This is a genomic window from Pseudomonas sp. 3-2, from assembly GCF_019710535.1.
GTDB lineage: Bacteria > Pseudomonadota > Gammaproteobacteria > Pseudomonadales > Pseudomonadaceae > Aquipseudomonas > Aquipseudomonas pharyngis.
Genome location: NZ_CP081200.1, coordinates 5,865,441 through 5,878,176, shown reverse-complemented (window position 1 = coordinate 5,878,176; position 12,736 = coordinate 5,865,441). Strand labels below are relative to the sequence as shown.

13 protein-coding genes and 1 pseudogene are annotated in these 12,736 nt (G+C 61.1%); 6 read left to right on the top strand and 8 right to left on the bottom strand.

Going from position 1 to position 12,736, the window contains the following annotated elements:
• Window positions 1-7 precede the first annotated feature (7 nt).
• A pseudogene (locus tag K3819_RS26755) lies at window positions 8-221 on the top strand (formaldehyde dehydrogenase, glutathione-independent); the annotation flags it as partial.
• A 74-nt stretch (window positions 222-295) separates the two neighbouring features.
• Here the strand turns inward: K3819_RS26755 and K3819_RS26750 are convergent.
• Together K3819_RS26750 and K3819_RS26745 are read right to left on the bottom strand one after the other, a co-directional pair.
• Window positions 296-511, bottom strand: coding sequence for a cold-shock protein (locus K3819_RS26750; protein ID WP_085612976.1), 216 nt, complete (start codon window positions 509-511; stop codon window positions 296-298).
• Between the two features lie 36 nt (window positions 512-547).
• Window positions 548-775, bottom strand: coding sequence for a hypothetical protein (locus K3819_RS26745; RefSeq protein ID WP_085612975.1), 228 nt, complete (start codon window positions 773-775; stop codon window positions 548-550).
• A gap of 320 nt (window positions 776-1,095) precedes the next feature.
• On the opposite strand from K3819_RS26745, the gene K3819_RS26740 reads away from it, so the two are divergent.
• On the top strand, window positions 1,096-1,653 hold the full coding sequence (locus K3819_RS26740; protein WP_085612974.1) for a DUF2780 domain-containing protein: 558 nt from the start codon (window positions 1,096-1,098) through the stop codon (window positions 1,651-1,653).
• Window position 1,654: 1 nt separating this feature from the next.
• On the opposite strand, the gene K3819_RS26735 is transcribed toward K3819_RS26740, so the two are convergent.
• Window positions 1,655-2,542 carry an acyltransferase gene (locus tag K3819_RS26735; RefSeq protein ID WP_221398232.1) on the bottom strand — a complete coding sequence of 296 codons (888 nt, stop codon included), beginning with the start codon at window positions 2,540-2,542 and terminating at the stop codon, window positions 1,655-1,657.
• A 175-nt stretch (window positions 2,543-2,717) separates the two neighbouring features.
• Between K3819_RS26735 and K3819_RS26730 the strand changes: the two genes are divergently transcribed.
• The 3 genes from K3819_RS26730 to creC all read left to right on the top strand — a co-directional run bounded on the left by K3819_RS26730 (window position 2,718) and on the right by creC (window position 5,393).
• A complete protein-coding gene (locus K3819_RS26730; RefSeq protein ID WP_064599935.1) occupies window positions 2,718-3,221 on the top strand; it encodes an ATP-dependent zinc protease in 504 nt (167 codons plus the stop codon).
• A gap of 73 nt (window positions 3,222-3,294) precedes the next feature.
• Window positions 3,295-3,975 (top strand): two-component system response regulator CreB, encoded by a 681-nt coding sequence (gene creB / locus K3819_RS26725; protein ID WP_007959816.1) that lies wholly within the window; start codon window positions 3,295-3,297, stop codon window positions 3,973-3,975.
• Complete coding sequence (gene creC / locus K3819_RS26720; RefSeq protein ID WP_085612972.1) at window positions 3,975-5,393, top strand: two-component system sensor histidine kinase CreC; 1,419 nt, start codon at window positions 3,975-3,977, stop codon at window positions 5,391-5,393. The genes creB and creC overlap by 1 nt, the downstream gene beginning before the upstream one ends.
• Before the next feature lie 24 nt (window positions 5,394-5,417).
• Here the strand turns inward: creC and K3819_RS26715 are convergent, their stop codons facing one another.
• On the bottom strand, window positions 5,418-6,428 hold the full coding sequence (locus K3819_RS26715; RefSeq protein ID WP_085612971.1) for an acyltransferase: 1,011 nt from the start codon (window positions 6,426-6,428) through the stop codon (window positions 5,418-5,420).
• Window positions 6,429-6,593: 165 nt separating this feature from the next.
• Between K3819_RS26715 and creD the strand changes: the two genes are divergently transcribed.
• Entirely contained in the window at window positions 6,594-7,964 is a 1,371-nt protein-coding gene (gene creD, locus K3819_RS26710) for a cell envelope integrity protein CreD (RefSeq protein WP_085612970.1), read from the top strand.
• Window positions 7,965-8,051: 87 nt separating this feature from the next.
• Here creD and K3819_RS26705 read toward each other — a convergent pair whose 3' ends face one another.
• From K3819_RS26705 to K3819_RS26690, 4 genes are all read right to left on the bottom strand, one after another.
• Complete coding sequence (locus K3819_RS26705) at window positions 8,052-8,681, bottom strand: glutathione S-transferase (RefSeq protein ID WP_085612969.1); 630 nt, start codon at window positions 8,679-8,681, stop codon at window positions 8,052-8,054.
• A gap of 220 nt (window positions 8,682-8,901) precedes the next feature.
• A complete protein-coding gene (locus K3819_RS26700; protein ID WP_221398231.1) occupies window positions 8,902-9,081 on the bottom strand; it encodes a hypothetical protein in 180 nt (59 codons plus the stop codon).
• Window positions 9,078-10,208, bottom strand: a complete 1,131-nt coding sequence (locus K3819_RS26695) for a PepSY domain-containing protein (protein WP_085646906.1) — start codon at window positions 10,206-10,208, stop codon at window positions 9,078-9,080. The genes K3819_RS26700 and K3819_RS26695 overlap by 4 nt, the downstream gene beginning before the upstream one ends.
• Window positions 10,209-10,281: 73 nt before the next feature.
• A complete protein-coding gene (locus K3819_RS26690) occupies window positions 10,282-12,708 on the bottom strand; it encodes a TonB-dependent siderophore receptor (protein ID WP_085612967.1) in 2,427 nt (808 codons plus the stop codon).
• Window positions 12,709-12,736: the final 28 nt, after the last annotated feature.

The following is a 12,736-nucleotide window of genomic DNA, read 5'->3' as shown; positions in this document are numbered from 1 at the left end:
CCTGGACCAGTCCCACAGCTTCCACACGGGGCAGACCACTGGTAATGAAGTACAACCGCCAACTGATGCAGGCAATCATGTGGGACCGCATCAACATTGCCGAAGTGGTGGGCTTGCAGGTCATCAGCCTCGACCAGGCGCCGGAAGGTTACGGCGAGTTCGATGCAGGCGTGCCGAAGAAGTTTGTGATTGATACGCACAAGTTGTTTAGTGCGGCGTAAATATATCCAAATGAAAAACGGCGCTCTTGAGCGCCGTTTTTTTTGATAGACAAGGGGGCGGTGCGGCAAATACCTTATTCGGGTTTCACATGTGCCGCCTGCATTCCTTTCTGCCCTTTTTCAGCGATGAAAGTGACTTTCTGTCCTTCTTTCAAAGTTCTGAATCCATCTATATCAATGGCTTTGTGATGAACAAAAAGGTCATCGCCTCCACCTTCTGGGGTTATGAAGCCAAATCCTTTTTCATCATTGAACCATTTGACTATACCCGGCTCTCTTTCGCCTGCCATGTTCGTGCTTCCTGTTTCTATTGATTGGTTAAAACTTCACAGTAAAAAAGCAGAAGCTTGGATGGGATTGGGTATTTCCTCTTCTTGAGCCAGTCTGATGTCGACTGCATAAAACTGGCCGTTATCACCACGCACAAGGTCATAAGTCACCTTCTGCCCCGCTTTGATGTGTTTGATGATCGGATCGTCCGGACTGATGCAGAAGATGATCGACGGGATGCCCGGATCAAGCAGTTCATTGCGCTGTACGCATTGCTTTTCCATCGCCGTATCTCCCATTTAAATGGCTGGCGCCTGCCCTTCACTGTTCCGATTCATTAATGCAACACCAATGTATTCCAGTCCCGAGGAGCTGTTAACTGTCATATCTGACAGGTTTTTAAATCCCTTCGGCATCAAATAATTGCTTTTTATAAAGGGGAGAAATAACGGATTGCTGAAGTGGGTAACCATGCCTCACGCTTCCTTCACAAACAGGATGTGAATATCCAGTGCACGCCGGAACATGCTGCCGCCTGCTCGGTCAAACCGGCAGTTTGATCGCCTGTATCCAAGCGGTCTTCACGCCACAAGAGGATGTCTGAATGAAGATTTCACGCGGTTTTGCCCTGGCATCGCTCCTGACCCTGGCGGCAGGGCCGGTGTTTGCCGGTTTCAGTTTGAGTGACGTGGCCGGTGCGGTATCGGGCATGCAGGGTGGGGACAAGGCTGCCGCTGCGGCGCCGACGTCGGAAACCGCCGGTCTGTTGAGTGCCCTGAGCGCGCTGAACGTCACGCCGCAGCAAGCGGTCGGCGGCACCAGTGCCATGCTGGGGTTGGCGAAAAACCAGCTCAGCAACACGGATTATTCCGAGCTGGCCAAGGAAGTGCCGGGCATCGACAAACTGTCGGGCGGCAGCGGCAATCTGGCGGCGTTGAGCGGCTTGCTCGGCTCGTCCGGCAAGTCCGCCGGGCTGGAAAATGCGCTGGGCAACGTCAAGGACACCAATGACCTGAACAACGCCTTCGGTGCGTTGGGCATGGACAGCGGGATGGTCGGCCAGTTTGCCCCGATCCTATTGCAATACCTCGGTCAGCAGGGTGTCGGCGGTTCGCTGCTGCAAAGCCTGGGCAGCATCTGGGGCACCGGCACCAACGGTTGACTCAGCGGCGCTCGCCCTTGAGTTCGGCGATGCGCTGATCCTTGAGGGTCCAGAGCTGGTTGACCCAGTTCTGGACCTTCTCGCGAAACGCCGGATCGTTTTCGTAATCGCCCTGCCACAGGGTCGGGTCCAGTTCGCGGGTCTGGATGTCGACGATCACGCGTGGCACGTTGCCGCTGATCAGGTCCCAGAACCCCGGTATCTTCTGCTGTGGATAAACCACGGTCACATCGAGAATCGCGTCCAGCTGCTCGCCCATCGCCGCCAGTACGAACGCCACGCCGCCGGCCTTGGGCTTGAGCAGATGGCTGAACGGTGACTGCTGCTGAGTGCTTTTGGCAGCGGTGTAACGCGTGCCTTCCAGATAATTCACCACGGTCACCGGCTGGCGCTTGAACAGCTCGCAGGCGGCCTTGGTGATTTCCAGATCCTTGCCGGCCAGCTCGGGGTTCTTCGCCAGGAACGCCTTGGTGTAGCGCTTCATGAACGGGTAATCCAGCGCCCACCAGGCCAGGCCCAGGAACGGCACCCAGATCAGCTCTTTCTTGAGGAAGAACTTGAAGAACGGGGTGCGCCGGTTGAGGGTCTGAATCAGCGCCGGGATATCGACCCAGGACTGATGGTTGCTGATCACCAGGTAGGAAGTGTCGCTGCGCAGGTCTTCGCCGCCGCGAATGTCCCATTGCGTGGGAATGCACAGGCGGAATATCAGTTTGTCGATCTCCGCCCAGGTTTCGGCGATCCACATCACCGCCCACGAGGCATAGTCGCGAAAGCGCCCGGGCAGGATCAGCTTGAGCACGGCGAACACCATCAGCGGGCCGAACAATACCAGGGTGTTGGACAACAGCAGCAGGGTGACGAAACAGCCGGTGAGCAGGCGGCGCATAAGCAACTCTTGGAAAACGGATGGGCGCGCCATGATAAGTGGCTTCGGCCGGCAGGCCAAATCCGCCGGTGACGAATGTTTCACCTGTGGCGCGATAACCTGCCGGGAACGTTCATGCGAACAACGGTCTAAAATCTCGCGTCTGACGCCCCCATTTCCCAAGGAAGCCCCTTACGTGAAATCCCTCCTTGCACTGCTTTCCCTCGTCGCCCTGCCGGTGCTCGCCGCCGAACCGACCCTGTACGGTCGTTACGAATACATCGCGCTGCCGGAAATCGGCGGAGAAGTGCTCAAGGCCAAGATGGACACCGGCGCGCTGACCGCCTCGCTGTCGGCCAAGGACATCGAGACCTTCACCCGCGACGGCGAAGACTGGGTGCGTTTCCGCCTGGCCACCAAGGACGCCAGCAACAAGGTGTACGAGCACAAGGTCGCGCGGATCAGCAAGATCAAGAGTCGCTCGGATGAAGAAGACGAGGGCGAAAGCACCGAAGTGGCCAAGCGCCCGGTGGTCGATCTGGAGCTGTGCTTGGGCGATGTCAAGCGTACCGTGGAGGTCAACCTGACCGACCGCAGCAACTTCAACTACCCGTTGCTGATCGGTGCCAAGGCCTTGCGCGAGTTCGGCGCGGCGGTGAACCCGGCACGACGTTTCACCGCTGACAAACCTGATTGCTGAAACAAGTGGTCTCATTGACGTAACGCCGGGCTTGGGGCACCGTTCGCGCACTTAACCCACAGGCTCGGACGCCATGCCTCATATCCTGATTGTCGAAGACGAAGCGGCGATTGCCGACACCCTGATTTTTGCCTTGCAGGGCGAGGGCTTCACCACGACCTGGCTGAGCCTGGGCGCGGCGGCGCTGGAGCATCAGCGCCAGACCCCGGCGGACCTGATCATCCTCGACATCGGTCTGCCGGACATCAGCGGCTTCGAAACCTGCAAGCAATTGCGTCGCTTCAGCGAGGTACCGGTGCTGTTCCTCAGCGCGCGCAACGCCGAGATCGACCGGGTGGTGGGCCTGGAAATCGGTGCCGATGATTATGTGGTCAAACCGTTCAGCCCACGGGAAGTGGCGGCGCGGGTCCGGGCGATTCTCAAGCGCATGGCGCCACGTCCGGTCATCGAAGCGTCCTCGGCGCTGTTTCGCATCGATCCCGAACGCGTGCAGATCAGCTATCGCGGCCAGCCTCTGAGCCTGACCCGCCACGAATTCCGTTTGTTGCAATGCCTGCTCGAACAACCCGAGCGGGTGTTCAGCCGCGAGCAATTGCTCGATGCGCTGGGGGTGGCGGCGGATGCCGGTTACGAGCGCAGCATCGACAGCCATATCAAAAGCGTGCGCGCCAAATTGCGCCTGGTGCGCGCCGAGGCCGAGCCGATCCAGACCCATCGCGGCCTCGGCTACAGCTACAGTCCGGGGCACAGCTGATGTCGCTGGGGCTGCGGATTTTCCTGGTGTACGTGCTGTTTATCGGCCTGACCGGGTATTTCGTGCTCAACACCGTGATGGAAGAAATCCGCCCCGGCGTGCGCCAGTCCACCGAAGAAACCCTGGTCGACACCGCCAACCTGATGGCGGAAATCCTGCGGGACGATTTCAAGGCCGGGACCCTCAACCAGAATCGCTGGCCCGAATTGCTCCGTGCCTATGGCGAGCGCCAGCCGAAGGCGACGATCTGGGGCCTGGCGAAAAACCAGGTCAACCACCGCATCTACGTCACCGACGCCAAGGGCATCGTGGTGCTGGACTCCAGCGGTCTGGCCGTCGGCCAGGACTACTCGCGCTGGAACGATGTCTACCTGACCCTGCGCGGCGAATACGGCGCACGCTCCAGCCGCAGTGACCCGAATGACCCGAACTCCTCGGTGATGCACGTCGGTGCGCCGATCCGCGACAACGGCGCGATCATCGGCGTGGTCACCGTGGCCAAACCCAACAGTTCACTGCAACCCTATGTCGATCGCACCGAACGGCGCTTGCTCGGTTACGGCGCCGGATTGATCGGCCTCGGCCTGCTGCTGGGCGCCGTGCTGTCGTGGTGGCTGAGCCGCGCGCTGCACCGCTTGACCGTGTACGCCCAGGCCGTGAGCGAGGGCCGTCGGGTGGCGGTGCCGCACTATCGCGGCGGCGAGCTGGAGCAGTTGGCGACCGCCGTGGAACAGATGCGTACCCAGCTCGAAGGCAAGGCCTACGTCGAACGTTATGTGCACACCCTGACCCATGAATTGAAGAGCCCGCTGGCGGCGATTCGCGGTGCCGCCGAGTTGTTGCAGGGCGAGATGCCGGCGGATCAGCGATTACGCTTTGTCGGCAACATCGACAGTGAAAGTGCCCGGATGCAGCAGTTGATCGAGCGCCTGCTCGATCTGGCTCAGGTGGAGCAGCGTCAGGACCTGGAAGAACGTGTCGCCGTACCGCTCGCGGCGTTGGTCGATGAAGTTTTGCAGGCACAGGCCGCACGGATTGAAGGGCGGCAACTGAGAATCGAACGGGCCATCCCCGCCGATCTGGCATTGCTCGGCGAGCCGTTTCTGCTGCGCCAGGCCTTGGGCAATCTGCTGGAAAACGCGCTGGATTTCACGCCACCCAAGGGCTTGCTGCGATTTGATGCAGAGCGGGTTGGCGACGAGATTGTGTTTCGCCTGTTCAACGAGGCCGCGCCCATCCCCGATTACGCGCTGATGCGTCTGACCGAGCGCTTTTATTCATTGCCGCGTCCTGACAGCGGGCGCAAAAGCACGGGGCTTGGGCTGAACTTCGTCGAGGAGGTGATCAAGCTGCACGGTGGTTCTCTGCGCATCGAGAACCTCGCAGGGGGCGTGCAGGTGCAATTGCACCTGCCGTGATTAGCCCGGTAATCCTTCGCCCGCTCAGGACGGCGTTGCCGCTTCGTTGATTCGAGCCTTGTTTCGGCGATGCGCCCATTGCAGCGCCGGTCGCTCGACCCAGTGCCAGGAGGCGATGGCCAGCACGATCACGATCAGCGCCGACAGCAGCATGGAGGGCACGAACGTCAGTGATGTCTTGTTGATCACCAACTGCTGTACGGGAAACGCATACAGGTAGATGCCGTAGGACAGGTCGAATCGACCCCGGATGGTGCGATCGACGTAGAGCAGGCCCACACTCAGGGTGGCCAGGCAGATGCTCAGGGTGACGACCACGCCGGCCACCGGTGTCCCGATTGCCAGTGAAGCAATCCCGATAAAGGCCAGCAGCATGATTGCCAATCGGCGTCTGTCGCCCAGCAATTGCTTGTAGAAGGCCAGCAGCGATCCGGCAAAAAACGCGATACCGGCACATCCATACACCGCGAGCTTCTGAGTCAGCGCTGTGGCAGGGCCGTTGCCCAGTACAAAGGTCGCCACGCAGAACAGCGCAAGCATCGCACCCGCTGCTGCCGCCCGTCGGTGCAGACTCAGCACCACCGCGACCAACAGATAAAAAGCGAATTCGATTTTCAGTGTCCAGAGGCTGCCGTTGAAGGATTCACTGAAGATAAACCCGTCAGTGACTGGCTCGATGCTCGCCCGACCGAACAGCGAGATACGCAGGAAGTCGATCAGGACGGCGGGGCTCGTCACATAGCCCTCGGCAAACAGCGCGCCGGCCACAAACGTCATGAGGAAGGCGCAAACGATCAGCGCCGGAAAGATCCGCGCGACACGTTTGCCCAGATAGTCAGCGAGGCCCTTGGCATTGAGGAAACTGTGGGTAATCAGCAAGCCGGAAATCGAAAAGAAGGCAATGACCGCAATGCCACCCAGTGAGTTGTAGCCAGAAATGCCCGGCTCCTGCAAACCGCTCAGGGCGAAGTGGTGGCTGACCAGCACCAATAACGCGGCCACGTGCCTGATCAGATCGAAAGAGTTGTTACGCAATCCAATAGTCCTTTGTTCCATTTGTCCGCCGGTGCCGGAAAAGTCGGGTGGCGGCTCCCGTGGAACAGCGTTTTACAGGTATTTCCACGTAAAGCCCACACAACCTCCATAACAAATCCATACAGCGTTTGCAGACTCGCTCCATTCCAACAAGGGAGCGTTCCGATGAACCGAAATCTGACATTCAAACTCGGGGCCATTGCCCTGCTGATCCTGGTATTGCTGGTGCCGCTGTTGATGATTGACGGCATCATCGACGATCGCCAGCAACTGCGCGACGGTGTGCTGGAAGACATTGCCAGAAGCTCAAGCTTCAGCCAGCAACTCAGCGGGCCGGTGATGGTTGTGCCGTATCGCAAAGTGGTGCGCACCTGGAAAACCAAAGAGAAAAGCGATGAGCGTTACCAGGAAATCGGCGAAGAACGTGGACGCCTGTATTTCCTCCCGGAGCGTTTTGAGCTCGACGGCCAGGTGCAGACCGAGCTGCGTGCCCGGGGCATTTACGAGGCGCGGCTGTTCCATGCCGACAACCGCATCAGTGGGCATTTCTCGCTGCCGGCGCAGTTGGGGATCAAGGAGGATTTTGCCGATTACAGCTTCGAAGCGCCGTTCCTGGCGGTCGGTATCAGTGACATTCGCGGGATTGAAAACGCGCTGAAGCTGGAACTGGGCGCGCAACGCCTGGACTTCGTGCCCGGTACTCAGGTTGGCTGGCTGGGCGAGGGTGTGCGAGTGACGCTGCCGGCGCTGGACACCAGCAAGACCACGGAACTGGCCTTCGGTTTCGACTTGCGCCTGCAAGGCACCGGTTCGTTGCAGGTGCTGCCGGTGGGCAAAACCAGCCGGGTAAACCTCGCCGCCAACTGGCCGCACCCAAGCTTCATCGGTAACTTCCTGCCGGCCAAACGCGAGATCAACGATCTGGGTTTTACCGCTGACTGGCAGACCTCGTTTTTCTCCACCAATTTGCAAGAAGCGATGAGCCGCTGCGTGTCGGGCAATGATTGTGAGGCGTTCAACGGGCGCAGTTTCGGCGTGAGCTTCATCGATCCGGTGGATCAGTATCTGAAGAGTGACCGGGCGATCAAATATGCGCTGCTGTTCATCGTCCTGACGTTCGCCGGTTTCTTCCTGTTCGAAGTGCTGAAAAGCCTGGCGGTGCACCCGGTGCAATACGCGCTGGTGGGTGTGGCGCTGGCGTTCTTTTATCTGTTGCTGCTGTCGTTGTCGGAGCACATCGGTTTTGCCTTGGCGTATCTGTTGTCGGCCAGCGGTTGTGTGCTGTTGATCGGGTTCTACGTCTGCCATGTGCTGCGCAGCGTGCGGCATGGCTTGAGTTTTTCGGCGGGGCTGGCGGCGTTGTACGGCTTGCTCTACGGCCTGCTGAGCGCCGAGGATTACGCGCTGCTGATGGGCTCGCTGCTGCTGTTCGGTCTGCTCGGTGTGTTCATGGTGCTGACCCGCAATCTGGACTGGTACGGGATCGGGCAGAAACCGGCCAAACCGCTGGAGTTCGATATCGGAGCGGTGCAATGAGCCGGTTCGTGGGGCTGCGTGAGGAGCAGCGGGAGGCCGAGTTGTTGATGACGCTGATCTTTGCCTCGCTGCCTCCCGCCCGGCACATCAAACCTTCGGCATCGTCGCAATCATCGACGGCCGCTGGCTCACTTCAAAGAACCAGTTGGCCAGTTGCGGATTGGCTTCACGCCAGCCCAGATCCGGGAAGCGCAGATCCAAGTAACCCAGCGCACAGGCCACGCTGATCGCGGCGACGTCAAAGTGGCAGGTCAGTTCGGCAATCGCGTCGCGTTCCAGCAGGGCGAGGGCGCGGCGGATCTTCTCGCGCTGGGCCTCGAGCCATTCGTCCCAGTGTTTTTCCGGGGCGCGCAGGGCCTGCTCGTAACGCACCATGACCGAGGCGTCCATGATCCCGTCGGCCATCGAGGCCAGGGTCAGGCGCCGCCAGCGGGCCGAGCCGTCGCGGGGAATCAGCGGGTTGCCGACGTGCTGGTGGTCGAGGTAATCGAGGATCACCCGGCTGTCATGGATGACATTGCCGTCGGCCAGGCGCAGGGCCGGGATCTTGCCCAGCGGGTTGTCTTCGTTGAGGGCGGCGTCCGGGCTGACAGGGCTGAGCACGCAATCCTGCAGCGCGACGCGATCCTGCTGGCCGGTCTCGTGCAGCAGCACCATGACTTTGCGCACGAACGGGGACAGGGTGTTGTGGAACAGGGTCATGCTGGGAGCGGACATGGGCATTCCTCGGCAGTCTTCAAAGTGCAAAGGCGTAGCCTAGTAAGTTCCGGCGTGGCTGGCGAGAGTTTGATAGCGTCTTTGCAGACGCCTTCGCGGGCAAGCCCGCTCCCACACGTTCTCGGGTGTTCACCGATCCCGTGAACACCGCGAACCCTGTGGGAGCGGGCTTGCCCCGGGCGGCGATCCGACGAAGAGGCCAGTCCAGCCAATGCAAATCTCAGCGACGTTGCAGCAATCCGCGCAGGGCAAGGGCTGTGGGAATGCCCAGACCCACCCAGCTCAGGCCATCCCAGATCCCGTCGCCCAGCAGCGCCGCGAACAGGCCCGCCGCACTCAGAAGCGCGATCACCAGCGGCGTGCTGAAGACTTTCCAGAAATTCGACTGACGCGGCTTCATGCAGCGGCCTCCGCCGTTTCCAACACCGGTTTCGCGGCCTTGCGCCGTACCACCCACAGGTACACGCCGCTGGCGAGGACGATGATGGTCAGCACGTCCAGCGTGGCCCAGAGGATTTTCATCGGCATGCCGCCGTAGTCACCGAAGTGCAGCGGCTGCGACATGCCCATGGCGTCCATGTACCACGGTCGCTCTGCCACCGCCGTGACTTGCAGGGTGCTGGCGTCGATCAGCACCGGGGTCAGCAGGTGCGAGGTCAGGTGGGTGCCGCCCTTCATGAACACCGAGTAATGGTGCTCGCTGGAGAAGCGCGTGCCGGGGAAGGCGATGAAGTCCGGTTTCATCCCCGGTGTGACGTCACTGGCAATCTCCAGCACACGGGTCGCCGGGGCCAGTTGCGTCAGGGGCGGGGCATCGCGGTAGGGCGCGATCAGGGTCGTCAGGGCTTCGGCCCGCCACGCGGCGATCAGCAGATCGGCGCAGGCGCTGATGACACCGGTCACGCCGACCACCAGCGCCCAGGTCAGGGTCACCACGCCGATCAGGTTATGCAGGTCGAGCCAGCGCAGGCGGGTGGATTTGTCCTGGCGCACGGTGCCGAACTTCAAGCGGCGCATGAACGGCAGGTACAACACCGTGCCGGACACGATCGCGACCACGAACAGCAAACCCATGAACGCCAGCAGCAGCTTGCCCGGCAGACCGGCGAACATGTCGACGTGCAGGCGCAGGATGAACAGCATCAGCCCACCGTTGGCCGACGGCATTTCCAGTGCTTCGCCGGTGCGCGCATCCAGCATGAAGGTGTGCGAGGAGTTGGGTTCGGTGCCGGCGGTCCTGGCCATGATCGTCAGCACGGCATTCGGTTCGTCGTCTTCGAAACCGAAGTACTGCACGACCTCGCCGGGCCGATGCTTCTCCGCCGCTTCGACCAGTTGCGCCAGGTTCAGATGCGGCGTGTCCGCCGGCATCACCCGCAACTCGGGCGCATCGCCCAGCAGGTGGTCGATCTCGTGATGGAAAATCAGCGGCAGGCCGGTCAGGGCCAGCAGCAGCAAAAACACGGTGCAGATCAGGCTGGTCCAGGTGTGGACGAAGGACCAGCGGCGAATTGTTTTACTTTTCATTTCATGACCTTCAAAAACACCCAAGCCGTCCACGAGGGACGGCCTGGTTGCAGGGCCTGTTCAGCTCAGGCGCTTACCACTTGTAAGTGGCGCTGGCGACGACGCTGCGCTGGTCGCCGTAGTAGCAGTAGAAGCTGTCGCAGGTGGAAATGTAATCCTTGTCCAGCAGGTTGGTGGCGTTGAGTGCCAGCGACGCGCCTTTGAGGCTGTTGTCCAGACGACCGAGGTCGTAATGCACGGCGGCGTCGAACACGGTGTAGGCGTCTGCCTTGCCCAGCCAGGTATTGGCTTTGTCGCCGTAGGTGTTGCCGGTGTAGCGCGCGCCGGCGCCGATGCCGAAGCCGTCGAGCACGCCGCTGTGCCAGGTGTAATCGGCCCACAGTGAGGCTTGCTGATTCGGCATCAGTTGCAGGCGGTTGCCCTTGTCGGCGCCGTTCTGCACTTCGGACTTGGCCAGGGTGTAGGCGGCGATGACCTTCAGGTTGTCGGTAACGTCGGAGACGGCTTCCAGCTCCAGGCCTTTGACTTTGACTTCACCGGTCTGGCTGGTGATCGATACGCCGTTGACGAACGAGCTGACCGAGACGTTTTTCTGGGTCAGGTCATACACGGCCGCAGTCAGCAGGGTCTTGCTGCCCGGTGGCTGGTACTTGATGCCCAGTTCCCACTGCTTGCCTTCGGTGGGTTTGAGCGATTCGGTCGACGAGGCGTCGGCGCCAGTGGTCGGCTGGAATGATTCGGCGTAGGACAGGTACGGCACGAAACCGGAGTCGAAGACATAGCTGATCGCCGCGTTACCGCTGAACGCCTTGTCGCGCTGGGTGTTGGTGGCGTCACCCTTGTTGATGAATTGAGTGCTGGTATGCACCCAGTCTTCACGACCGCCCAGGGTCAGGCGCCATTGGTCCAGGGCCATTTGGTCCTGGACGTAGAGGCCGGTCTGGTAGGTCTTCTGGTTGTAGTCATAGAAGGCGGTGGAACGCGCCGGGCGCACGATCGGCTGACCATGGATCGGGTTGTTCACATTGATCTCCGGTGCGCTGCCGAAAATCGAGGTGTAGTTGGTGTTGCTGCGCTGGTGATCCAGGCCCAGCAACAGGGTGTGGCGGATGTCGCCGGTGGCGAAGTCGGCCTGGAAGTTGTTGTCCACGGCGAACTGGCTGATGTCCTCGTCGACGATGGTCGTGGTACGGCCGACGTTGCCGTCATTGTCCACTTGAGTGAACGGATACGAGCCGACGGTGATGCCCTGGAACGACAGATCCGACTTGGTGTAACGCAGGTTCTGCTTGAACTGCCAGGTATCGTTCAGGCGATGTTCGAAGGCATAGCCCAGCGCGTAGTAGGTGCGGTCGTAGTATTCCCAGTCCGGATCGCCGAGGTTCTTGTGATGGGAAACCTTGCCGAACGGCATGTCGATCTTGGTGCCCTGCACCGGCAGGAACTGGCTGGTGATGCCGGTATCGTCGCGGGTGAACTGGGTCAGCAGGGTGAATTTTGTGTCGTCGTCGATGTTCCAGGTCAGGCTCGGCGCGATGTTGTAGCGCTTGTTGTCGACGTGGTCGATCTGCGTGCCGCTGTCACGTACCACACCGCTGAGGCCGTAGAGAAACTGGCCGGCGTCGTCGATCTTGCCGGTGCTGGCGAAGTTGATCTGGCGGTGGTTGTCGCTGCCGTACTGCAACTGGATTTCGCTGCTCTGCACATCGCTCGGACGACGGCTGACCATGTCGAGCAGGCCGCCCGGCGGGGTCTGGCCGTACACCGACGAGGCCGGGCCGCGCAGCAGGGCGAGGCGGTCGAGGTTCCAGGTTTCCTGTTTCGGGTTGGCGTACACGCCTTTTGGCAGGGGCAGGCCGTCGAGGAACTGGGTCGGTTCGAAGCCGCGCACGCGCAGCCAGTCGGCGCGAGTGTCGCTGCCGTAGCTGCTGGCGGTGATGCCCGGCATGTAGCGCACGGCGTCATCAAGGCTGTGCACGCCTCGGTCTTCCATTTGCTGGCGCGTGGCGACCGAAATCGAACGCGGCGCTTCGACCAGCGCGGTGTCGGTCTTGGTGCCGGCGGCGGTGCGCGTGGCGGTGTAGCCTTCGACCGGGCCCCAGGCGCTTTCGAAGTTTTCCACGCCGATCACCGAGGTTTCCGGCAGGGCCATCGCGCCTTCCGGCACGGCGACCAGGGTGTAGGTGCCAGAGCCGCTCTGTTCCAGTTGCAGGCCGGTGCCACGCAGCGCCGCGCGCAGGGCGCCGGCCGCGTCATATTGGCCGGTGACCGGCGCCGAGGTCTTGCCCGCCGCCAGCGACGGGTTCAGCGACAGCGTCAGGCCGCCCTGGCTGGCGATTTGGTTCAGGGTGGTCGACAGCGGGGCCGCCGGCAGGTTGTAGGCGCGCACGCTCGATGCCTGTTCAGCGGCGATCAGTTGGCTGCTGGCCAGCGGGGTGCAGAGGGCAATGGCGACCGCCAGCAAACTGGGGCGCAACAAGGTGTCTAGCGAACGGGACATACGGCGGCTCCTGAATGGAAATATTTCT

Excerpts from the sequence above, each read along its gene's own strand:
- K3819_RS26750 (WP_085612976.1), bottom strand. The coding sequence starts at position 511 with ATGGCAGGCGAAAGAGAGCCGGGTATAGTCAAATGGTTCAATGATGAA.
- K3819_RS26745 (WP_085612975.1), bottom strand. The coding sequence starts at position 775 with ATGGAAAAGCAATGCGTACAGCGCAATGAACTGCTTGATCCGGGCATC.
- K3819_RS26740 (WP_085612974.1), top strand. The coding sequence starts at position 1,096 with ATGAAGATTTCACGCGGTTTTGCCCTGGCATCGCTCCTGACCCTGGCG.
- K3819_RS26735 (WP_221398232.1), bottom strand. The coding sequence starts at position 2,542 with ATGCGCCGCCTGCTCACCGGCTGTTTCGTCACCCTGCTGCTGTTGTCC.
- creB (WP_007959816.1), top strand. The coding sequence starts at position 3,295 with ATGCCTCATATCCTGATTGTCGAAGACGAAGCGGCGATTGCCGACACC.
- creC (WP_085612972.1), top strand. The coding sequence starts at position 3,975 with ATGTCGCTGGGGCTGCGGATTTTCCTGGTGTACGTGCTGTTTATCGGC.
- creD (WP_085612970.1), top strand. The coding sequence starts at position 6,594 with ATGAACCGAAATCTGACATTCAAACTCGGGGCCATTGCCCTGCTGATC.
- K3819_RS26705 (WP_085612969.1), bottom strand. The coding sequence starts at position 8,681 with ATGTCCGCTCCCAGCATGACCCTGTTCCACAACACCCTGTCCCCGTTC.
- K3819_RS26700 (WP_221398231.1), bottom strand. The coding sequence starts at position 9,081 with ATGAAGCCGCGTCAGTCGAATTTCTGGAAAGTCTTCAGCACGCCGCTG.
- K3819_RS26695 (WP_085646906.1), bottom strand. The coding sequence starts at position 10,208 with ATGAAAAGTAAAACAATTCGCCGCTGGTCCTTCGTCCACACCTGGACC.
- K3819_RS26690 (WP_085612967.1), bottom strand. The coding sequence starts at position 12,708 with ATGTCCCGTTCGCTAGACACCTTGTTGCGCCCCAGTTTGCTGGCGGTC.